Origin of the sequence: Novosphingobium sp. PP1Y (assembly GCF_000253255.1) — a bacterium.
GTDB lineage: Bacteria > Pseudomonadota > Alphaproteobacteria > Sphingomonadales > Sphingomonadaceae > Novosphingobium.
Genome location: NC_015580.1, coordinates 3,391,835 through 3,415,038, shown reverse-complemented (window position 1 = coordinate 3,415,038; position 23,204 = coordinate 3,391,835). Strand labels below are relative to the sequence as shown.

The 23,204-nt window shown below is 60.5% G+C and carries 14 protein-coding genes; 8 read left to right on the top strand and 6 right to left on the bottom strand.

Translation table 11 applies throughout. The features are described 5' to 3' along the window. The first annotated feature begins 86 nt into the window (after nt 1–86). From PP1Y_RS22110 to PP1Y_RS22095, 4 genes are all read left to right on the top strand, one after another. Entirely contained in the window at nt 87–869 is a 783-nt protein-coding gene (locus tag PP1Y_RS22110) for a hypothetical protein (RefSeq protein ID WP_013834163.1), read from the top strand. Nucleotides 870–883: 14 nt separating this feature from the next. Continuing rightward, the gene (locus PP1Y_RS22105) at nt 884–2,035 is read left to right on the top strand and encodes an XRE family transcriptional regulator (RefSeq protein ID WP_013834162.1); all 1,152 of its coding nucleotides are present in this window, start codon (nt 884–886) and stop codon (nt 2,033–2,035) included. 206 nt (nt 2,036–2,241) lie between these two features. Further along, entirely contained in the window at nt 2,242–3,237 is a 996-nt protein-coding gene (locus PP1Y_RS22100) for a lipopolysaccharide assembly protein LapB (protein ID WP_013834161.1), read from the top strand. A 13-nt stretch (nt 3,238–3,250) separates the two neighbouring features. Continuing rightward, on the top strand, nt 3,251–5,731 hold the full coding sequence (locus PP1Y_RS22095) for an NACHT domain-containing protein (RefSeq protein WP_013834160.1): 2,481 nt from the start codon (nt 3,251–3,253) through the stop codon (nt 5,729–5,731). Between the two features lie 592 nt (nt 5,732–6,323). Here the strand turns inward: PP1Y_RS22095 and PP1Y_RS22090 are convergent. From PP1Y_RS22090 to PP1Y_RS22065, 6 genes are all read right to left on the bottom strand, one after another. Beyond that, nucleotides 6,324–7,142 (bottom strand): hypothetical protein, encoded by an 819-nt coding sequence (locus tag PP1Y_RS22090; protein WP_013834159.1) that lies wholly within the window; start codon nt 7,140–7,142, stop codon nt 6,324–6,326. Between the two features lie 3 nt (nt 7,143–7,145). Next, nucleotides 7,146–9,425, bottom strand: a complete 2,280-nt coding sequence (locus PP1Y_RS22085) for an AAA family ATPase (protein WP_158511870.1) — start codon at nt 9,423–9,425, stop codon at nt 7,146–7,148. Nucleotides 9,426–9,650: 225 nt separating this feature from the next. Beyond that, a complete protein-coding gene (locus PP1Y_RS22080; protein ID WP_013834157.1) occupies nt 9,651–11,042 on the bottom strand; it encodes a DUF2235 domain-containing protein in 1,392 nt (463 codons plus the stop codon). 22 nt (nt 11,043–11,064) lie between these two features. Next, nucleotides 11,065–12,501, bottom strand: coding sequence for a cyclic GMP-AMP synthase DncV-like nucleotidyltransferase (locus PP1Y_RS22075; protein ID WP_013834156.1), 1,437 nt, complete (start codon nt 12,499–12,501; stop codon nt 11,065–11,067). Continuing rightward, nucleotides 12,498–13,046 (bottom strand): SLATT domain-containing protein, encoded by a 549-nt coding sequence (locus PP1Y_RS22070; protein ID WP_013834155.1) that lies wholly within the window; start codon nt 13,044–13,046, stop codon nt 12,498–12,500. The genes PP1Y_RS22075 and PP1Y_RS22070 overlap by 4 nt, the downstream gene beginning before the upstream one ends. Nucleotides 13,047–13,281: 235 nt before the next feature. After that, nucleotides 13,282–14,157, bottom strand: a complete 876-nt coding sequence (locus PP1Y_RS22065; protein WP_041559095.1) for a Rossmann-like and DUF2520 domain-containing protein — start codon at nt 14,155–14,157, stop codon at nt 13,282–13,284. Between the two features lie 166 nt (nt 14,158–14,323). On the opposite strand from PP1Y_RS22065, the gene PP1Y_RS22060 reads away from it, so the two are divergent. The 4 genes from PP1Y_RS22060 to PP1Y_RS22045 all read left to right on the top strand — a co-directional run bounded on the left by PP1Y_RS22060 (nt 14,324) and on the right by PP1Y_RS22045 (nt 23,154). After that, a complete protein-coding gene (locus PP1Y_RS22060) occupies nt 14,324–15,454 on the top strand; it encodes a MucR family transcriptional regulator (RefSeq protein WP_013834153.1) in 1,131 nt (376 codons plus the stop codon). A 234-nt stretch (nt 15,455–15,688) separates the two neighbouring features. Continuing rightward, a complete protein-coding gene (locus tag PP1Y_RS25530) occupies nt 15,689–16,615 on the top strand; it encodes a toprim domain-containing protein (RefSeq protein WP_013834152.1) in 927 nt (308 codons plus the stop codon). Between the two features lie 32 nt (nt 16,616–16,647). Beyond that, entirely contained in the window at nt 16,648–18,720 is a 2,073-nt protein-coding gene (locus tag PP1Y_RS22050) for a ParB/RepB/Spo0J family partition protein (protein WP_041559093.1), read from the top strand. 141 nt (nt 18,721–18,861) lie between these two features. After that, the gene (locus PP1Y_RS22045; RefSeq protein WP_013834150.1) at nt 18,862–23,154 is read left to right on the top strand and encodes a strawberry notch family protein; all 4,293 of its coding nucleotides are present in this window, start codon (nt 18,862–18,864) and stop codon (nt 23,152–23,154) included. The last annotated feature ends 50 nt before the right edge of the window (nt 23,155–23,204 follow it).

The following is a 23,204-nucleotide window of genomic DNA, read 5'->3' as shown; positions in this document are numbered from 1 at the left end:
AAAGCTGGGCGATACGTTCGAGCGGCTGCGAGTGGAGCAGACCCTGTTTAGCCATTTTCAAGGTATGGACCCGAAGGCGCCGCCCGATGTGGACATCAGAGCGCGGCCTCTGTCCACGCATCAAATATTTGAAAATTGACTTGACGTGGGGTCAAAAAATCGGGAATTCACTTGCAGAATTTTTCGAGGCGCAAGGCATGGCGATTTTTCAGGACCAACTGGACGAGGCGTTCCCGCCCAACACGGATGCCGCACTCGTCAGAATCGTATCGCAGGCAATTGTCCTGGCGAGTGACGTAATGGATCACGAGTCCTTTCTCGCATCCCTGATCGGCGGCGATATCCGTGGCCATATCCGCCGCGCCGCCGTCCTCTTCAGCGTCCATGAAAACTGTCAGGCTGGCAATCTCCCTTTTGTCTCAGAAATGACTAGAATGCCGCTTGGCGGCGGTCACTGGGTTGAATTGCGCTCGGGAGCTTACCGCGCTCACATTTGCCGCACCGACAACCCTATCGCTTTTCCGGAGGAAACGCCGACGCGTCAGGACCAGCGTTTGAGCAACCAACTGGACTTGTTCATGCGAGATCCGATCGTGGTTCCAATTCGCCCTGATCCGACTCCCCAAATGTATGCCTGGCTCACATTTGGGGCGACTGGCCGCGAGCTGACGCATCTTTGCTGGGGTATGCCGGAAGCTGGTCGTAACTCTTGGCTTGCGCGGACGAACATCATCAACCGGTTGGGATCGGCGATCGAAACAGTAGCGTCGGAAACTTCGACTCCCGCGGTTGTTCTGCGCTTTCGCGATCATATCGAGGAAGCGCTACGGAAGGACGATGCAGAGTCGGATTCCGATCACAGCGCCTGATTATTGGTGACGAAATGAGCATTGATCGAGACGCTCCCGCCTCGGCGGGAGCCAAGCCGATTCCTGAGCGGATCAGGGAAGCCCGAGAAGCCCGTGGTCTTTCCGGGGAAAATCTTGCGGAGATCATAGGCGTCAGCCGACAGGCGGTTGCCCAGTTCGAAACTGGCCAGGCATCACCGGGTGGCGAGACGATGAGTAAAATCATCGCGGAAACCGGGCAGCCGATTTCCTTTTTCACCAGCATGCCGGTTCGAGCGGGTGAACCACGTTCGCCATTTTTCCGAAGCCTGAAACGCATGGAGCAACAGCACCGCCGCCGTATCGTCCGGCGCATGCAGTGGGCCGGGGACATCGGCATGCTGCTGGAGCGTTTCATTGACTTGCCAGCGGTTAACTTCCCCGAGTTCGAGTTTGACGCGGATAGCGGAGATGAAGACGACATCGAGCGTGCCGCCGAGAAATTGCGCGATCATTGGGGGCTGGGCCGGGGACCAATCCGTGGCCTCGGAGCGGTCATGGAAGCGAATGGGATTCTTCTGGTCCGTGAACCTGTCCGCTGTCAGGATATGGATGCTGTTAGCTGTTGGATCGGTGGTCGCGCGATTGTCCTCTTATCCAAAGAGATAACTAGCGGGCCTCGTGATCTATTTAACCTCGCTCATGAACTAGGCCACCTTGTTCTTCATCCGGATGTCGAGGTGAATAGCACGAACCTTGATATGATCGAAAAGCAGGCGAACCGGTTCGCGAGCGCGTTCTTGCTTCCACGCGAGACCTTCAGCCAAGAAGTGCTCGGCAGTTCCCTCGCCTTCTTCAAATCTCTCAAAGCACGGTGGGGTGTGGCCATTGCCGCTATGGCTTACCGTAGCCGGGATCTCGCAATATTATCCGAGAACCAGTTCTCGTACCTGTTCCGTCAAATGAATGCCCAGCGCATTCGGAAAGTTGAGCCGCTGGATGATGCTTTCCCGGTAAACCAGCCGGGCGTTCTCGCGGAAGGCCTGCGCATGCTGGTAGAGCACGGCGTGCATACACGTGCCCAGATCGAAGCCTCTCTCGGCCTCAATTTGCGAGATGTCGAAGCGATCGCCGGCCTCTCCGAAGGCTACCTCGATCAGAGGGTCGTGCCGATCCGCTTTCGACAACCGATCTCGGACGAGGGTTAGATCATTGAATGATGGACTGACTGACCGCCTAAGAAGATCGACACGGCCATTGCCAGATGGCGCACGGAAGTAGCTTCTACTGCGCGCCTATGGTTGCGGCGGCTTTGCAGTGAATCTCGGGGGAATGCCAACATCATCACAAACCGCGTCGATGAACATGACAGGCAGTTGGATCGCGGACTGTTGCGCAAGGGGGCCGAGTACCGATGGGGATTGGATTTCAGATCATAGACGGTGATGGCCGCTTCTTAGTTGATGGTCTTTTCCGCCAGGCCGAAGAGCGGCTGGACGATGTGCTTGATGGGTACAGCGCCGGGATGCTCTCTGATTCGGCCTACATCGCCGAACTCAATGCGCTCGTGACGGATTGCCCCGAATATATCGACGGCTACGCTCATTTGGGCCATGCCTTGCTTGCATCGGGGAAACCCAAGGCCGCTTTGTCCTCTTATGAACGCGGGATCGCGCTGGGTGAAGCCGCTATTCCCGTAGATTATTCCGGCACTCTCTCTTGGTACGAACTGGACAACCGGCCTTTCCTTCGCGCGCTGCACGGTGCGGCGTTGGCGCAGCTTCGCCTTAGGAAGCGCAAAGCGGGCCTTACCCTGATGGAGCGCATGCTTTCGCTCAATCCCGATGATAATCAGGGCGTCCGTTACCTGCTGGGATCGGAATATCTGCGGAACCGCGAACCGGAAAAGGCTGGTTTCCTGCTGGAAAGCTGGGCCGAACACTATCCGCCCTGTGCGTATGATCTGGGCCTCCTGCGTCTCAAGCAAAACAAATATGTCGCTGCCGCCACCCAGTTACGCCGGGCATTTGCCGCGAACTTCTATATCGCGGACATTCTCTGCGGACATCCCGATCCAGAGCCGCTGTCAATATGGCACAGCTCCAATTACGCCATGCCAGATATCGCTAGCGATTATGTGCGTGATTATGGAAAACTCTGGCATGGCACAGGCGATGCACTGCCATTTCTGCACTGGCTCTACCACCATCCGAAAGTGATGGCTGAACGGGCAGCGCTCCTGGATTGCCGAGAGCAGTTGCAGTGGGAGCACGGTGTGGAGCAGCGACAGAATATTCTGGGCCGCGAGCAGGAATTACTGACGCAGATCGACGACCGGATTTCAGATGAAATTGTTGGCATGCGATCCACGCGCGATGGTCTGCCCGTTTATCCCTGGTGGCGGTTATGAGCGAGACGCGCCGATGAGTACGACGCAAAAGGGAAATGCCTTTCGCGATGCCGTTGCCCAACTCCTCCGCGCGGCGGGTTTTTCTCACACGGAGACCGAAGTCCAGCTCGGTTACAAGAATGCCGACGTATCCGCAGTCTGGCTGCGCGACGAAGTGGCGGGCGAACAGCGCTACGCCTTCGAGACGAAAGCCTATTCCAGCAGTCTGAAGCTCGGGGAATGCAGCCAGTTTGCCTATGATTATGGGCCGCTGATCTCGAATGACACGATCGATCAGGCATGGCTCGTCTCGCAAGGCCCGATCACGCCGGAAGGCCGGAAGGCCGCACAGAGCCAACGCGGGCTTCAGGCCATGACGTTCGCCGAACTACAGCGGCGTCTGATGCGGCTCGACCCTTATCTAAAGGCACTTGTCGAAGCGCACCAGCGCAGCCGGCTTGCCGAATATTATGTCCCGCCGGAGACCGCCACTGGTGAGGATCTGGCCGCCTTTGTCGAGGCATGGCAAGCCGAGCAGGACGCACCGCCGCTGTTTGTTCTTGGCCCTTATGGCAAAGGCAAATCGACATTCGCCAACCATCTGGCTGCCACTATGGCCGCACGAGCACTCGACGACCCCACGGCGCGCGTCCCCATATTGGTGCGTCTCGGCGAGATTGCAGATGAGCAGTCCCTGGAAGGCCTGCTGGGCAAGGTATTAGCCAGCCAGCATCGCGTCCCTGGCTATCATTTCGACACCTTCGCTGCCCTCAATCGCAACGGCCGCTTTCTCGTCATTTACGATGGCTTCGACGAGATGAAGCATGGTCTGACCCCATCGAAGTTTCAGACCGTCCTCGCCGAACTCATGAAGCTGGATCAGGGCGATGCCCGCATCCTCGTGCTCGGCCGCGACACCGCCTTTCATGATGATGTGGAATTCAAGGCCGTCATAGATGGCGTCGAGACCACTCCAGCGGGCCGATCGGTTCCGACGCCGGGGCGGCGGGCCTATCGGCATGTCGAGATTCGTGGCTTCACACCTGATGAAGCACGATCTTATGTCGAGCGCTACTTCCCGATCAGAGCGGCAGAGGAACAGGACGGTCCCGCCACCGATCCCAAATGGGTCGAGCAGCGCGTGGCTGAACTGGTCTCAGGCCGATTTGATCAGCTTCTCGAACGGCCTGTCCATGCACAGATGCTGTGCGAGATCGCCGCGCACTCTGACCAGCTCCGTACCGATATGTCGGTTTATGAGCTGTTCGACAGCTTCGTGCATTATCTTCTGCTGCGCGAACTGGAGAAACGCGGGCGTGACAAGGATTTTCCAATCAAGGTCAGGCGCCGGTTCAATGCGAGCCTTGCCTGGTGGCTGTGGGAACGAGGGGGAGCATCGACGACTACCCTTAACGATATCCCCCAATCCCTATGCGACGAAGCTGCTCGCGACATCAGCCATTCGCTCCAGAAGGAGGAAATGCGCCGAGAACTGATTCAAGGCTGCCTTATCGAGAAAGGCGCGCAGACAATCTATTTTCACCGCTCGATTCAGGAGTTTCTGGCAGCCGAGTATCTGATCGAAACCGACCTTCTCCAGCGCGGCGGCTATGGTGCCAACTGGCTCCAGACGCTGACATCCGCAGTGACGCCTGAAGTTATCGAGTTCGTTGTGGCCGGTGCGAATGTGAATTTGGAACGACGGGAACGCGCGCTGAAATGGTTCGATGCGTTATCCAGTGCTCGCGCATATCGCGTACCTCTCGCCGGCTTCGATCTTTTCATTCAACTGGCAAAAGCAGTTGATGGGACGTTGCCGGCGGTTCCCGATTCTCCCTGGCTGGTCTGGTTGGCATTCTTCATGCGGACAGGCGCCAAGGATTTCGCTCACCGGGGACGGAACACGTTCCCAGTCCTCGCGGACATGCTCCTTGCCGCGCGCGACGCCGATCGCGAAGTTCAGGCGGCTATTCTCTACGCGCTGTCACGAATATTGTTTCATGCGCGCGGCGGACAGGACGGAAGCGTAGCCCTAGCAGCTTCCGCCCATCTCCCTGTAGAGCGAATCAAAGCTCTTGTTGCTGAAGCAGCCGCCAAAAAGTCCGAGCGTCAAATCGTCCGCTACAATGAGGATTATCTCCTATGGAGTCTATTGAGGTCTTGGCGGGTGGAGCGCAACGACGCCGATGTCCTAACGCTGATGATCGACGTTACACGGATGCACGATGATGCCATGGGAGTCATGCCTGATGGTTTCGACAGTGATGTCGATAATCCTCAGCAAACGGTTTCCCTGACCGTCCAATCGCTTTACGTCGCGCTCGGCAACCGTAAGCCGCCAGTAAGCGAACGCGACATCGACGCGATACGCCCCTTCTTCAACGATGCGAAACTGCGCGCGGCATTCTCACCGGTGGAGATCATCCATCGGCAGACGGCGCCTGTTCTGGAGACTGCGCCACCGGTGCGGGTTGCAAAACCTAAGCTGGGCCTTCGCACTGCACAGCGCGAATAACGATCTTCCGCTACCCCATCAAAACGATTCCTCAACTGGCACGCTAGCGACCGCTATGCGTGATTGATTTTCCAGAAGCAGTCAGCCTTCAATCGGTCGTCATCGGGAAATCGAAGATGGAACCATGCCGCGCTCGAGCGTCTGCTCCTGGCATCATCGTCGACAGCCCGGCAAACACATCTCCGGTGCATCCAGACAACCACCGCTGCGCTGCTGTGGTGCCTCCATCAAAGCGCACACTTCAACCCGCCAGACCACACCAACGCGTAAATCCCCATAGCCCAGCCTGTCGGGCCCGCGGGTTCCTGCATGGGAGGCTTTCGTGCGCAAGCGCCCGAAACCCTTCACCTTGTCGGTCGCTCAGCAACCAATTTTCGATTCCCAAGTTCAGACTGGCTGTTAATCGAATTCCGTCCGTCAACTTTGGCCGTGCAGAGATGGTCAGGTTATTACCAAAATACGCCGTTCTGGTCACTCACGCTCAAGTTAATGGGAGAGGAGGGTCGTAATTTTTCTCCAGCCAATTGGACACCGTCCGGTCTCGATCGTCGGGCACATCTTCCGGACTTGGGTCGACTAGGCCAGCGCGCCGCTAGTAGCGGTAGCCGGCCCGACCGCCTGGGATCATGTTTAGCCGCCTGGTGTCGTCCCAATGACCGCGCACCAGCGCTTCCTCCGCTTCGTAAAGCGCCTCGACGTTGGTCGTAACGGCCATCACCTTGTGGTGGATGTAGGTCACCCGCTTGGCATCCAGTTCCTCCCGCAGCTTGCGGTGGAACAGCAGGTTGCTGCCCTTGCGCATCGCGCGCCGATGCTCGGCCCAGCGGGTCTTCCAGCTACGCGTCGTGATGCCGACGTAGAAGTAGCCATCGACGGGATAGGAGCAGCCCTCGCCGAAGATATGCTGGTAGAGGACGAACGACTTCTTTGGCCAGCCATTCGGCGCAATGAGGATGTGCGCAGGTGCCGAGAACAGGATGCTCGGTTCAGTCACACTTGAGGAGGGCATATCGATGTCAAACCTGCGCGCTGCACCCATGAGCGCCGGGTCGGTCACGAGGTCGAGACGGATCACGGGCGATAGCATGAGCCCACCGGCTTGTTGAGGCTTACCGGACCTATATTCATTCGTGCCGATCGACACGCTTCGGTGCCCCTCGCGCATGCGCTTCTGCGGCGCAATGAACTTCAAGCCGTTGCGCATCGCGACCAAGTGGAAATCCGGGATGGCGTCGCCTGCGTTGATCCTGATCACGCCACCTGGCGCCCGCGTGCTGCTTAACCAGAACTTGCCGTAGTCCGTCTTGCACCAGGCACGCAGCCGCCGTTCGACCTCCCCGCGCAGCTTGTGCATCGGTGTTGGGGTGAGATGCTCCCACCACGCCCTATCGATCGAGACCGGGCTGTCCATCGGCTATCCAGCCACTGGCTGCTCGGGAGCTGGGGTAGGCGGGGTAGGTGTAACGGGAGGAGCCTTGACTGCGCCCACAGGTGTCGCAGCCACTCCGCCACCTTCCGAATCGTCCTCGCTGATGCGCATCATCATCCGGTAGTGCGCGCCGTGCCCTGTGCGCTCGAACACCTCTCTGAACACGCGCAGGTAGCCTTGCACGGCATTGTCATCGACGGCGACGTAAATATCGTCGTGCGAGCTGTGTGATCCGTCGTTGATCCACGAGAACAGCGAAGCGCAGATCTGGGCGTCGCGCCCTTCAAAAAGTGCGACGATCTCGTCCTGCTTCAGCCCCCCCAGGACGGTTAGATAGTTCTCGACGATCCGGCGCATCGTGTTCTGGATCGTGAGGTTTGGTCGATTCGGATTGCGCACCTCATCCCACAGTAATTCGTATGAGGTCTTGATCGGGTTGTAATCGTAGTGGGTGAGCGAGGACTCATTCTCGCGCTTCCGCACGATCCAGAAGGACTCGAATGGCCGCGCCCGGCCGCGGCGATCTCGGTCGAAACTGACCTCCTTGTGAAAGTAGATGTTGTGCGTGAGCACGAACACTTGGCGGACGTTGCCTACATTCTCCCGCACATCGGATATGACCTTCCGGATCAGCGCACTGACCACAAACAGGACGTCGGCGTCGAGGCTCGAGACGGGATCGTCGAATACCACAACCTTATCGACCGCGGTGCCTGTGCTCGAGGTGCTGCCAGCTAGCTGGTGATAGAAGTAGAGGAAGGTGATGAAAGAACGCTCGCCCTCGCTCAAGGAGTGTGCCGCCTCGCTCCCGTCCAGTCGCACGATGCGATACATGTCGCCGCGCTCGCCAGCTACCTCGAGGCGGAAATTGGAGAAGCCATACTGGCCGAGGATCCGATTAATGGAATCGACCGTCGGGCGGACGCTGGTGATCGTCTCCTCGATCGCGGAGAGTTGGCGTCTCAGGTCCGCTCGCCGCGTGGTCTTGTGGGTGATGCTGCCACGCATACCGTCGATCGCGCGCTGAAGATTGTCGGCCGTGGTCTTGTAGGTGTCGAGATCCGTGCGTCGTTCCTCGACGACGAACCTCCATATCTGCGCGGTTAGCGCCGACTTTGCGCTCGCGAGGTTGCGGATGGTGGCGTTATACTGCTCGGTCGCCTCGTTCGCGGCCGCGATCAGGGCGGTGATCGCAGCCGTCAGCTCGGCCGTAGCGTCGAGCTCGACTACACCACTCGGCTCCTTCCGTTTCGCCGTGATGCGTTCGATGTTGAGTTCGAAAGCGGTCTTTAGCGCCGCGGCGCGTTCGCCGAGGACCGCCGCGTCCATAAACCGATGTGGCGCCGCAACGAGGGCGTCAATGCTGGCGACGACGGCATTGACGGCTTGTTCATACGAGGCCGCGAGAAGGTCGATCGAGGCGAGATCAGCCTCATACTGTTCGTTGAAGAACGCGTTGAGTTCATCAAGCAGTCCGACGGGCGCTGGTTGCTGGCAGAATGGGCATGGGCCGTCGGCTTCGTTCAGATATCCAACGCCCTGCTTGACCCAATCGCTGTTGCCAAGGCGACCGATGAGAGCGGCCACGACCACGTCGTCGCAGCCCACGATGCTGCGAGCGAGGATCGGAGAAGCCTCCAGACCCGCAAAGCGATCGAAGGAAATCGGAGCGATCGCGATCTCCGGCGTCGCGGCATCTTGGAAGACGGTCGCCGCCTCCGCCGTCAGGGCGTCCAGCGTCTTCAACTCCGAAGTGTTGCCCTCTGCCTCGGACAGCAGCTTCGTGCAGAAGTCGCCCTTCTTGCCACGGAAGCCGGTGAAGGCGCCCATGAACGCGTCCTTGTGGTCGACCTGCGACTTCCAGCACGCCTCGGTCAGCGCCGCGCGCGCCGCCGCGAGTTCGGCCTCGCGGCCGCCGGTGCCGTCCTCTCCAACGAGATTCCGGCGCAGGTTGAGCATGTCGTTATCTATTCCAGCGATCTCGTCCGTAAGGCGCTCGATCTCCGCCACCGCCCGGGTCGAATCCTCGCCGAGCGTAAAGATGCCCTGCATCTGGTCCCCGAAACTGGCATCGGCGAAATCTCGGTTGAAAACCAGCGTCGCAAGCTCGCGTCCGTCGCGCCAACTGACGGTATATCCCGCGCAGATCGACGGGTCGTGAACCGCGCGAGAGATTGTCGTCTTGCCGCAGCCATTGTGGCCGAACAAGTAGTTCACCTTCTTAAGGTCCGTCAGCCGCTCACCAGTGGCCGGGTAGGTCGCCACGTCGACAATCTTAATCTCGGTTATCAAGAGATTTCCCCCTTAATATGACCTTGTCCGAAAATATTGCATCGATATAGGCGCGAAATTTACTTAAAATGTTCATCGCCATTACGTCGTAGCCGAATACAAGAACGAACAATTATGACAATAAATCGGCATAAGTTTGTTTGTATTTGCAGTGTTTATGCGTTGGAAATTAGAGTAAATACGTTACCTGAAAATTCTTTAGATGAAAAACTTCGATGCCTGATGGTGGCGCTGGAGCCCAATAGGGCGGTAAGGGGCCATTGTGTCATATTGTCCCACTGATGGCGCATGAAGGCGCGTGAGAACCGTATCATGCAATACAGCTTCGGGATGGATGCTGCGGCTTTCCTCCTTCCAGCCAAATCGAGCCCAGCGAGGCCACCAGCGCGGCCAAAGTTCACGGCTGGCTTTCACTTCATCATGCTGCAGACCGAGGGCATCGGGGAAGGTGCGCACGAACCTGTCATCGATCAACGGCGGGTTTGGTATCGATCGCAATTCGTCAAGCATCCATTGTAGCGAAATGTCGGAGAGGCGAGATTCGTTCTCAGGGTAGCTCCCGCCGATGTCGGAATGGTTCCCCGCAAACCACACTTGCTTGAGCCAGGCGAGATCGCCGCGATCCTGTTCATCTGTATCCTTGCGCAACCCCCAACCGACGCGCGGGAAGCGCTTGCGGTTCTCATCAATCGACAGGGCGTGCCGCGCATAGCCAACACTGCTGTCGAGAAACCGGTCATAGTTCTTAAGATTCCATGCAGCAAAGTGCCAACTGAGCCGCCCTCCCTGCGGCGGATTACGAATGTACTTGAACTGCTTCTTCGAAGCCCAAAGAAGGCTGATAAGGAAGAACCCCGCAGGAACGTGCGCGAGCAATTTCCACGGCTCCGCCCAATCGAACCCCCACGCGCTCGCGACCAGCGCGAGGCTAACGACGAAGAGGAGCCCAAGGATACGCCTGACGATGACGGTGCCGAGTGCCGCTACGGTATCGAACACGCCCACAAAGGCAGGAGCGACATTCCCTTGGGCTTCGCCAGAATAGCCGGTGCCCCGGCTTCCATACTTTTCGCGGAACCTGCGTGCGAGCTCCTCTCGCTCTGTCTCGTACTCGGCACGGGAATGTCCCGATCCATGCTCGTAGACCTTATACACGGCCTCTTCGGCAATTTTTCGCAGAGCTATGCCGCCGGCGGGTAGTGGATTACCGTTCTCCCCGCTCCTCGGTACGCCGCACAGATTCATGACGTTGGCAATGCAGCGGGCTGTATACGCGCCGCGGCTAAAGCCGAAGATGAACACGCGGTCGCCGTCTTCATAATTCTTGATGATCGCTTCGTAGCAATCGACAATGTTTTCGCTGATGCCGGTACCGAATGCCGAGGCGAGGATGTTGCGCAATCGACCGCCGAGTTCGCCCGAGCCCAGGCCGGGATCATAGTAAGCGACTTGTTCAGCGGGGCTGATGCCGGTCTGGGTTCCCGGCCGCATGGCACGGTACATCTTGTAGATATTGGACAGGCGCTGATCCGGGCGGATACCACCATATTGGCCGGTACCGTCCGAAAAAATCAGGATGTTCTTGCTCATTTCCCCTCCCGGCTCTGACTGGCTAGTCGATCACAACATGGAATGGACGACTTTGTCCTAGCAGCGCGCCGTCCGCTGAGATCAGAAATGCTTCGGCGACATGCACGCCGTGGTACGCCAATGGCTCCCAACGGGTATTGCCCTTCTCTGAGGAATAGAAATCACCCCTACCGCATTTGGCAATCATGGCTGTAATTCCGGTGTTTGTGATGCGCCATTTGATGTGGCAATCCGAGGGGAACGATTGGCCGCCAAAAGCAAATGCACGAAAGAGCAATCCGCCTCTGGGGGCGAGGACCTCACCAGATTGTACCGCTTTGCCCGCCGAACTTCGCTTACGCTGATGGTGTGCCGTAATCAAAAGATCGATCCACGGCCGGGCGCTTATGGGCCATGCGGCAGGTTCTTGATGATCAGGATGACTGACAGATGCCGGGACGATGGCAGCGCCATAGAGCCGCACATCGCGAACCAGGTCATGGTTGTACGCAGCATCCGATGCCAGCACTCGTGCCAAAGCGGTCGCTTCACTGAGACTCTTTTTAACTTCGACAGTGACGCCCTTGGCAAATTCGGGTCCGAAAACCCGGCGCCAAGCGATTATGCTCTCGTTCTTGTCCGGCTCATCATAGGCCTCATCGATCCAGGTCCGATAGCGCTGGATCTTGTTGCGGAAATTTTCGTACTTCGCTTCTGGCCAGTTCGCCGCGAAATCTTCGCCGAGCAATTTGGGATTGGGTATCTGCGGTTTGTCCGGCCTTGCCTGAAGCCAGTCATCGAGGCGCCCCATAAGGGTCTTGAGGGCCGTCGGGACATCGGCGAAGCTGCTGCTGCCCTTGTCCCAATCATGGATGTGATTGCCCAGTAGTGTCGTGAGAATCACTGAAGGGCAGCTGAAAGTCAGTTTGATGTCTCGCAGGTATTTTACGAGGCGCGTCACCTTCCGGAACGAGTTGGTTCCCGAGATTGCATTCCTGTCCTTTAGCCACTGCGTGTATTCTTCCGGCCGACTCTCTTCGAATTCATCGTGCTTTTTGTTGCAGACTTCGAGAGTATTGGCCCAGATGCGTTCAACGACACAGGGCGCGACATCAACCTTATGCTCCTTCGCATAAGTGACGGTGATGCAATAATCCCAGACTTTCGTTTTTTCGCCGTAAGTGCTGCTTTCCTTGAGAGTTTTCCCGAGCGTTTTGACGTAATCTTCGGCCGTCCAGCCATCGACGGGGTCCACCATGACCAGGAGGTCCGCATCGAACTCACCTTGGTCGACCGGCTTGATGATCGTGTCATGAGCCCAGGAACCCTGCTCCGCAAACCGTTTGATCGTCGGTTCCCACGTGCTCTGGCGAATAAAGCGTTCGATTGCTCCGGTGGAATTTTCGAGATCAGTGATCCTGGTTTGATTGAGGTTGACCGTATCCTTCAGGAAGTTGCGAAAATGCTCGACGTGCTTCATGCGATCGGTCCCGTTGCCGCATCGAGTTCCACGTCTGTGTAGTCGGCGTGACCGGCGTGAATGCTCTTGTATGCCTGCTTATGCGCGTAGCGCGGTATTGGCCGTGACCGCTTTTGAACCACCGCGACTTCCGCCTCTAACGTGGAGAGAGCGTCACCCAGCCTTGTGCAATCTGCACTGGTGTCTTGGGCTTCAATCTGGATGAAATGACGGATCCGCCGGCGTAGAACGCCATAGTCCACCCCGGCAGCGTGATGTTTCTCCCAGACCTGATCAGGTTTCAGGATCGTCGACAGTGTCGTGATCAATGAAGCCATGAATGCCAGCACCGCTGGCAGCCATTCCTGTACGGCTGGGTCGAAAACCTTGGAAAGGAAACTCGCCCCAGCGAGTGCGGCCAGCGCTGCTGCGCTTATGCCAAGCCAGAACTGCCAATAGCGCCACCGGCTCGCCGCAGCGAAATGGGCCTTCTCGGAATAAAGGACATCAGTCGCCAACTTTCGCCCCTCGGATACGATGCGTCCGCGCTGATCGTTTTCTTGCATTGCGCTACCCACATACCTCTGCGTTCGACATTTGTTCGTTTATCGGATGGAAGGCGGTTCTCAAAGGAAGAGCGTAATTAAAAATGTGAAAAACAGGCATTTCAGGAAACTAGCGCCACGGAACATCACGTTCGGACCCAACCGGAGGTGAGGCGGCGGCCTCCAACTCGCTCTGATTTTCATCGCAGGGAGTAGGCCATCACCGCTGCGTTCGTCATCTCAAAGAGAGATGTCGCTATTTGCAGAGAAGGTTGAGCAAATTAGATCGGTCGAACGCGTCGCCGCGGCGTTCGAGTTCTTCGACAGTGGCGAGCGCCATGGCGCGATAGGTGGGGAGCAATTCGGGGCAATCGCCTTCCAGTGCCGCGAGGTGGCGACGGATAGTCTCCGTATCTCCACGCAATACGGGTCCCGATAGCGCGTCAAATCCATTTGCGATGCTGTTTTCCAGGGCTGCGCATGCCAGTGGCGCAAGCAGACCTGCAGGATCTTCTACACCTGCGGCGCGCAGAGCATGGGACGCACCGGCGAACAAGGTAACGAGATGGTTCGCGGCGTGGCACAGCGCGGCATGATAAAGAGCGCGATGAGCTTCCGGGACCTCGACGGAAATTCCGCCCAGCGCTTCCACGATGGATTGCGCAATTTGGGAGCTTTCCGGGCTTGATCCGGTGACCGCAAAGCGCGAGCCGGCCATGCGTTCCAACTCAAGTTTCGGGTCGCCCGTGAATGTCATGGCAGGATGGATCGCCGCCGTCTGCGCGCCCATTTGGCGCAGAGGTTCAAGCACCGCTGTCCCGCTTCCGCCGCTGACATGGAAGACGAGCGGGGCTTGGCTCAGCGCCCCGGCCTCGGTGATCGCGCGAACGATTTCCGGGATCGCATCATCGGCAACCGCGATGGCAACGACGTCGCAAGCATCCACGATATCGGAGAGTGAACTGACAGCCTGGGCGTGGGAAAGATGTCCAACCGCCTCGCAGCACTTCGCAGGTGTGCGTCCCCATACCATGAGAGGCGCCGATGAATGGTTTTGCAGACCGAGCGCAAGTGCTCGTGCGACCCTGCCGGTTCCGACGATCCCGATCTGACTGAAAGGAAGTGTGTTCACGGCTTCCTGTTACCGGTCTACGTTCCGTCGTTCCATAAATACCGCATTGCCGAACCCGAAAATTCTGGCACTGATGGCGGCCAGGGACGCCGCAATTTGACATTCAACGTGACGCGGGGCAGCACGGGATCACCGCCCCTTGCACCAAATTTCCCGATGGACAGTTATGGACGACTTTGACGCGCGCCGTGCTTCGCTTGATCTGGTCACGGCCTTTGTGAACAACAACAAACTCAGCGCTGCCGAACTGCCGACATTGCTGGGCGATGTATTCAAGGCGATTTCCGGCTTTGAAGTTCAGGCTGGAGAAACCGTCAAGCTGACAGGCAAGCAGGCCGAGATTGTTGCGGAACTCGAGGCCGCACCTGCGCCTGAAACAAAGCCTGCGGCAACACCGGCTGCACCGGCAAAGGCCACAAAAGCGAAAGCCTCGGCACCCAAGCCCGCGCCAAAGGCTTTAGCTGCCAATAAACCTGCGGTGTCGATAGAGGAATCGCTGGCCGATCCGAATGTCATCGTCTCGCTGATCACAGGCGAGAAATTCAAGATGCTGAGGCGTCACCTGACCAAGCATGGTCTGACCGAGTCCGAATACAGAGTTCGTTTCAATCTGCCCGATGATTATCCAATGGTCGCGCCGGCCTATGCCGAGCTTCGTCGCGATTTGGCGACCAGAATGCATGCCAGTTCCAAGGATGTCGGTGAAGGGAGCAAGCCCGCGGATGCACCGGCACCTGCAGTTAAAGAAGAAGTTGCCAAGCCGGTCAAAGCGAAGGCAGCTCCAAGCAAGAACACCTCGAAGAAGAAGGCGGATTCGCCCAAGAAGGCTGTCGGCGCGGAAACCGCTGCTGCCCCGAAAGCGCCCGCCCGGCGAACTCGCGTTAAGGGCGCCGCAGCCAATGCCGCACAGGTAAGTGCTGCCGATGCCGTCCCGGCACTTCCGGAAACTCCGAACGCCAGCCCGGCACCGGCACCTGAGGTAAAGACCACACCGCAGACAGAGACGGCAAAGGCAGTCGAAACGCCGAAGAAGGCCGCAGCCAAAAAGCCAGCTCCCAAACGGCGCATGGCAAGGCAACCGGCAGCGGAGCCCACTTCGGCCGATGCCACAGCAACTCCGGCTCCGGTCGAAGCATCCGAGGCCACCGAAGCCGGTCCAGTCGCTGCAACTGCTGCGGCCAAGGCGACAAAGGGCCGATCCAGAAAATCGAGTGGTAGGGCTGCGGTGTCCGAGGACGGTCCCAAGGCAAAGCCTGCCCGCAAGGAGCGCAAGACGCTGACACCGGCCTATCGCTGAATTGCCGGCAAGCGACAGATCGGCGCGGCAAGTCCGAGTAATCCCCGAAGCCCTGCAGGTCGGTCACGATCGGCCTGCTGGGCGCTTGTATTTCACGGGCGCTCGAGTTGGGTGTAAAAACGACGGCTGCTGCAAGGTCGGCCAACCTGCGGCAGGAACTCACCGGCTGGCGAACCGGACAGTGAAGCGCAGGAGGAGGTGAGGAGAAGGGCATGTTCCTGTCGAGGAGCAGCCATGCCCACATCGTCCATCTTTCACCCCTATCGAGATCTGGAAAGCGAGGCGGCCAATCTCGTTAAACGCCTTGGCGGGATCTGGTCGCCGAGCGGCGGAATGTGTCGGTGCCCGGCGCACAATGACCACACGCCCAGCCTGTCTGTTCGTGTCGGCAAGAAGGCCCTGTTGTTCAAATGCTTTGCAGGCTGCGAGACCATCGACGTCATGCGGGCAATCCGGGGTCTCGACATGAGCATCCCTGCCGATGGCGAGAGGCTCGCCGGATCACCCAGCTCGCCCCTCAGCCCGGCCTGGCTTCGACGCCGTGCACAGGACTTGTGGGACGAGGCCTTACCGATCACGGGAACACCCGCCCAGACCTACCTCCGCCGCCGCGCGATCCCGCAGACGCCGCCTGTCTTGCGGTATCACCCCCGAACGCCGCTTGGGCGAGGTAAGCTAGCTGTGTTTCGTCCCGCCATGCTCGCCGCAATCCACGAAGATGACCGCCTCGTCGCGCTCCAGCGGACATTCCTCGACACGCAGGAACCGCGCCGCGCCCGTGACCTTGCCCATCCGCGCCGCTCTCTTGCCCAACCGGGCCGAGGCGCTGTCATCCTCGCGCCGGCGACTGAAGTGCTGGGCCTTGCCGAAGGTGTGGAATCGGCCCTTTCGGCCATGATCCTGCTGGGTCTCCCTGTCTGGGCAACGCTTGGCAGTGAACGGTTTCCTCACGTCGCCGTGCCGGAAACCGTCACCCGCCTGATCCTGCTGCCCGACGCCGACCGGGCTGGGCGCATCGGTGCCGCCAAGGCCAGCGAGGCCCATGTCGTGCCAGGCCGCGCCATCGAGACGATCTGGCCGCCTGCGCCCTTCAACGACTGGAATGACGCGCTACGCGCATGGAGGAAGGGAGTGGTGAAAGGGACGCGGCAAGCGGCCTGAATGGTCGGGCCTCGTCCGCCAGGAGAATATCCATGTCCCAGCCCATCATCTTCGTCCCGGCCTCAAAACTGACGAAGTCGCCCAGCAACGTGCGCAAGACAAGCGATCCCGAGGCCGATGCCCAGCTCGAGGCCAACATCGTGGAACGCGGGGTGATCCAGAACCTTATTGGCCTTCCGGTCACGCGCAAGAAGGGCCACTATCGGATCACTGCCGGTGGCCGCCGTCTCGATGCCGTTCACCGCGCGATCGAAAAGGGCGACTTGCCCACCGATACCGAGCTTCCGGTCTTGGTCGTGGCCGACGCCAACGATGCCATCGAGATCAGCCTCTCGGAGAACTTCTTCAAACTCTCGATGTCGCCTGCCGATGCCTGCCGCGCGTTCCAGGATATCATCGAGACCGAGAAGAAGACGCCCGCAGACATCGCCAAGCGTTTCGGTCTCACTGAACGCTTCGTGCTTGGCCGCCTGCGGCTAGCCAACCTCGCCGAACCGGTCTTCGAAGCCCTGCGCGAAGGCGAGATCACGCTCGATGTTGCCATGGCCTACGCCAGCACGTCGGATACCGCACGCCAGGCCTCGGTATTCGAGCAACTGGGGCAGGGCTACTACCGCAGCAACCTCAGCGAAATCCGCCGCCAGCTTGCCTCGGGCGGCTATCGCGGGAGCGACCCCAAGTCGCTGTTGGTGGGCCGCGAAGCCTACGTTGCCTCTGGCGGCCGGATCGATGCCGATCTCTTTTCCGACGAGGAAAGCGAGATGTGGATCGACGGCGATATCCTCGATCACCTCGCAGAAGAAAAGCTTACCGCCGCCGCTGAAGCGATCCGGACACGTGAAGGCTACGCCCAGATCCGTGCGGTTCCAGCTTCGCACATACCCTACACCGAGACCTATGCCCTGCGCCATGTCGAGGGCGAACTGCCGCCGCTCACCGAGGAGCAGGAAGCGCGCTGCGAGGCGATCCAGTCCGAGATCGAGGCCATCGAAGAGACGGCCGCCGACGAGGACGGTGAGGGTTACACCGCCGATGATGAAGCCCGCGTCCAGGCGCTCGAGGCGGAATACGAAGCGATCCAGAATCGGGTCCCCATCCTCACTGACGCGCAGAAGGCGTCGTCGCTCGCCTATGTGGTGATTGGCCGCGACGGCCAGCCCAGGGTTCACGAGCAGCTCTACGTCGCACCGGTCGATGAGCCGATCGGCGATGCCAATGATTTGGAGGGCCATGACCGCGAGGACGAGGATGGTGAGGACGCTCAGGCGGATGCCGCATCCAGGCCCGCGCACAGCCAGCGTCTCATCGACGAACTGGCCATGATGAAGACGGAGATGCTGGCGGTTCATGTCGCGAGCGATCCGCGTTTCGCGCTCGATCTCGGGACCTTCATCATGGCCGATGCGGCAACCCGGCTCTACAGCGGAATGGAACTCGCCAGCGATTTGCGCGCCCGCGTACCAAGCCCCCGCGTCGCCAACTTCGAGAGCGGCACGCAGGCGGGCGAGGAATGGGCACGGATCGAGGGGGCCCTCGATCGCAGTTGGTGCGATCACGACGATGTTCGTATGCGCTACGATGCTTTCTGCGCTCTGCCCGAGGAAGCCATCGCGGCCTGGTTGGGCTGGGCGGTAGCGCGCACGATCGACGCCGTACCAGGCGGTGCAACGGGCAGTGCCTTTATCGACCATCTGGGCACGAAGCTGGATATCGATGTCGCGGCCTGGTGGCGGCCTACGGCCCGCACCTACTTCGATCGCATCACCAAGCCGGCGATCCTTGATCTGTTTGACGAAGTTGGCGGCGGCGAACTTCGTCAGCGCTACGGGGCCTCGAAGAAGCACGACCTTGCAGCGTCGGCCGAGAAGCTGTTTGCCGGCGACATCCTGGTCGAGACCGAGATCAAGGAGCGAGCCTTGGCCTGGCTGCCCGATGCCATGCGCTTTGCGCCACTCGATGCTGCGGCCGGCGCCGATCTGGCATCGGACGACAACGACACCGCTGTGGCGCGTACCGAGCCGGAGATGGAAACCGGTCGCGACATGGAAACGGACCCGAACACGGCAGACGAGGATGACAGCGATCCGATCGCCGCAGCCGCCTGAACTCGACTGAACCCTCCTCACGGGGCCGTGACGATCATGTCGTGGCCCCGTTTCCTGCGTCCCGCTCACACGGACCGAGGGGGAAAGGAGGGACGGGCAAGGTGGCGGAAGAGCCGCCTGATTTACCCAAGGATCACCTCGATGAACCTGCCGCTTCTCAATCTCGCCGGGGCCCATGGCGCTGCCGGCACCACCAAGGCCGACAAGCTGCTCAGCGTTGCCAGGGTGTTGGCCGATAGACTGTCACGGTCTCAGCCCGTCTCCCGGAAAAATCTCACGCAGCTGATGGCCGAGACGTTCGGCGCAACGGATGCCAATGGCGTCTGGTCGATGCGCGATGCCTATGATGCACTCGAGACCGGGCAGATCCTGCTGCTGCGTCACAAGGACTGGGAGCCACGGCATGGTGATGATCCCCGTGCCGTGTTCGCTGCGCTTTTCGCTGTCCAGAAGAGCTTGCCGACACAGACCTACCGGTCCGAGACCCAGATCGATCTGCAGCAGTTCAGCACACCGCTAGCCCTGGCCTGGCTTGCCACCCAAGCCGCGCGGATTGTCCCGTCGGACCTCGTGCTCGAACCATCGGCGGGGACAGGCATGCTCGCGGCCCATGCGGCACAGGCCGGTGCGCGGCTGCTGCTCAACGAACGCGATCCCGGCCGCGCTGCATTGCTGGGCAGGGTGCTAGACCGCGAGGTTACCACGCACGATGCTGAATTCATTCACGACAAACTGCCCGCTGGCATTTCACCCGAGGTCATTCTGATCAACCCGCCTTTCAGCCGCAGCGAGGGGCGCGGCAACGATCGGCACGCCGGCGCGCGCCATCTGCGCTCGGCACTTCTGCGTCTCGTTCATGGGGGACGCTGCGTGGCGATCATGCCGCCCGGTTTCGCCTGTGATGGCAGCGCCTCGGCGGGCTACACCGCAGTGGCCGAAGCCGCGCCGCCGCGCGTGGAACTGACGATCCTGGGCAGTCCTTTCGCCAAACACGGCACCAGCATCGCGGTGCGTTTGCTGGTTTACGACAAGGGCTGGGCGGGGCCGGTGGAGCGCCACACCGTCCATTCGCTGGAAGAGGGCTTGTCAGTCGTTCTGGCATTGCCGCCCCGGTTCGATCTCCCGCCGACACCGCCACCTGCGGCGGCCCTGCCGCAACCGCCAGTGCGTGCCGCGGCGCGGCCTTCCGCCTCGCCCTTGTTCTCGGGGCTCGCATCGCCGCGTCGTACCGTGCCCCGGCGAGATCCACGCGTCGATGATGCGGCTAAACCGCTCGAATATTCTGTCCGCGAGACGCCGCTGCCAACGGGCGATCCCGTTGGCATCTACGTGCCCTGGCGGCTTTCCCGCATCGCAATCCCGGGAGCTGCTGCACATCCCGACCAGCTTGTGGAATCGCTTGCCATGGCTTCGGTCCTTCCGCCGGCCCCCTGCTATCGGCCCATGCTGCAGGCGCGCGCCCTTGCCGCGCTTTCCGATGCCCAACTGGAAACGGTGATCCAGGCCGGCGAGGCGTTCGAGCGCGATCTGCCTGGCACCTTCATTCCCAACGAGGCCGGCGATCACCTGGCCGAAGCCGCGGATGGGCATGTCTATCGCACCGGGTATTTCATTGGCGATGGCACCGGTGTCGGAAAGGGACGCGAAGTCGCCGCTGCGATCCTCGACCAGTGGAACCGGGGACGCCGCAAGGCGGTGTGGATCTCGCTCGCCTCCGGCCTCATCGAGGATGCCCGCCGCGACTGGGCGGCGCTGGGCGGCCTTCCCATCGATATCCAGCCGCTTGATGCCTTCCCGCTCGGCCAGCCGATTGCGATGGCGAGCGGCATCCTGTTCCTGACTTACGCGACGCTGCGCTCCTCGCGGCACGACGAGGCCTCGCGGCTCCAGCAAATCCGTGCCTGGCTGGGCGAGGGCTTCGAAGGCATGCTGGTGTTCGACGAGGCGCACGCCCTGGCCAATGCAGCGGGAACCGAGACCGAGTTCGGCGCGGCCAAAGGCTCCGAGCAAGGTCTTGCCGGCGTCCGATTGCAGCATGCCCTGCCGCGGGCACGGGTACTCTATGTCTCCGCGACCGGCGCTACCGATCCGGCGAACCTGTGCTACGCCGCGCGCCTCGGATTATGGGGGCCGGGCACGGCCTTTCGCGACCGGGCCGGGTTCATGGCAGCGATGGAAGATGGCGGCATTGCCGCCATGGAAATTGTCGCACGCGATTTGAAGGCCATGGGGCTCTATACCGCCCGGGCTCTCAGCTTTTCCGGCGTTGAATACGAGGCCCTCGAACATAAGCTGACGCCGGACCAAATCGCGATCTATGATGCCTATGCTGATAGTTGGAGCATCATTCACAGGCACCTGGATGAGGCCCTGAAAGCCACCGGCGTCGTCGATCGCATGTCGGGCGATACCCTGAACGCGCAGGTCAAGGGTTCGGCACTCTCCCGCTTCGAAAGTGCCAAACAGCGATTCTTCAGCCAGGTGCTCCTGTCGATGAAGATGCCGAGCCTGATCCGGGCGATCGAAGCCGAAGTGGCGGTCGGCCATGCCGCCGTCGTGCAACTGGTGACGACGGGGGAAGCTGTCCTTGAGCGGCGTCTGTCAGGCCTCTCCGCGCAGGAACGCGCGCATCTGGCCGTGGATGTATCGCCCAGGGACGGGCTTGTGGATTACCTCAGGAATGCCTTTCCCACCCGGCAGATGCGGGTATTCACGGCCAGCGATGGCACCGTGCGGTCCGAGCTCATGGTCGACGAACAGGGCGCGCCGGTGCCTTGCCGCGAAGCTATAGCTGCGCGCGACGATCTGATCGAGCAGCTGTGCGGCATGCCGCCCATTCCCGCTGCGCTCGATGCCTTGATCGCCCACTTTGGCAGAGATGTGGTCGCTGAAGTGACTGGCCGGACAAAACGCATCGTCCTCGATCCGCACGGCAACCAGAAACTGGAATCGCGCAGCACCGGCGCGCGCAAAGCCGACAGCGAAGCCTTCATGGCCGGACGCAAGCCGATCCTGGCATTTTCCGATGCCGGTGGGACGGGGCGCTCTTACCATACGGACCTCGGCTGCGGCAGCGCCGGGAAACGCCGTATTCATTTCCTGCTCGAACCGGGCTGGAAAGCAGCAAGCGCCATTCAAGGGCTCGGGCGTACCCATCGCACCAACCAGGCCAGTGCGCCAGTCTTCCGTCCCGTTACCACCGACTGCAAGGGCGAGCGACGGTTCATCAGTACCATCGCTCGGCGGCTCGACAGCCTGGGTGCTCTCACGCGCGGCCAGCGCCAGACCGGCGGGCAGAACCTCTTCAATCCGGCCGACAACCTCGAAAGTACGTATGCGCGCGAAGCCCTGACCCAGTGGTATCACCTGCTGCACGCCGGCAAGCTTGCCAGTACGACGCTTCCCGACTTCACGAACATGACCGGTCTCAAACTGGTCGAGGAAGACAGCGGCGCCCTGCTCGAACGTCTGCCTCCGATCCAGCGCTGGCTCAATCGCATTCTGGCGCTCAGGATCGCAGCGCAGAATGCCATTTTCGAGGAATATGGCGGCCTCATCCAGGCCCGTATCGATGCCGCGCGCGAGGCGGGCACGCTCGATCTGGGCGTCGAGACCATTGTCGCCGAACGGATTGAGCCGCTTGGCGAGCAGGTCCTGCGCACGGATCCCGTCACCGGTGCGCAAACACGTTTGCTGCGCCTCGAACTTCACACCAAACCGCGCACCATGTCATGGGCGCGGCTCACGCGCATGTGGGAAGGCACCGAGGGCGTTGCCTGGCTGCGCAACGGCCGCTCGGGCAAGGTCGCGTTGCGCGTTCCCTCCTGGTCCATCACCGATGACGAGGGGCGCCCGGTGCCCATGTGCCAACTGGTCCGGCCCACAGGAAGCGAACGCCTGTCCGCGCATGCCTTAGAGGACACCCACTGGCAGCCGATCGAGCAGGATGCGTTCCGCACATTGTGGGAGGCCGAAGTGACGGCAGCCTCGGTCCAACTCGACGTTGAGACCATCAGCTTGGCAACCGGGCTCCTGCTGCCGGTCTGGCACAAGCTTCCATCGGACGATGTTCGGGTCCGGAGGATTACTGACAGGTCCGGCGAGGCTTTGCTCGGCCGGATCGTCATGCCTGCCGCCGTCGAGAAGCTTCAGGCCGAGTTTGGCCTTGCCGCATCAGTGCGCCTGACGCCGGCCGAACTGATAGCTGCCGCGCGAAGCGAAGGCGGTGTTCCCGTCCCCGGGCTCGACGGTGTTCGCCTGGCCTCGGTCTTCGTCAACAACAGCCGCCGCCTGGAATTGCGCGGGGCGGCCCCCGGCGACCGCGACTGGCTCAAGGCGCACGGCTGCTTCACCGAGGTCATCCAGTACACCACGCGCATTTTCGTGCCCAGCGATCGGGCTGAAGAGGTGCTGGCGGCGATCTCGCGAGGCTGACCAAGCTTCGGCATCCACACCATCTCGCGCGAGGTTCGTGAAGGGAGTGG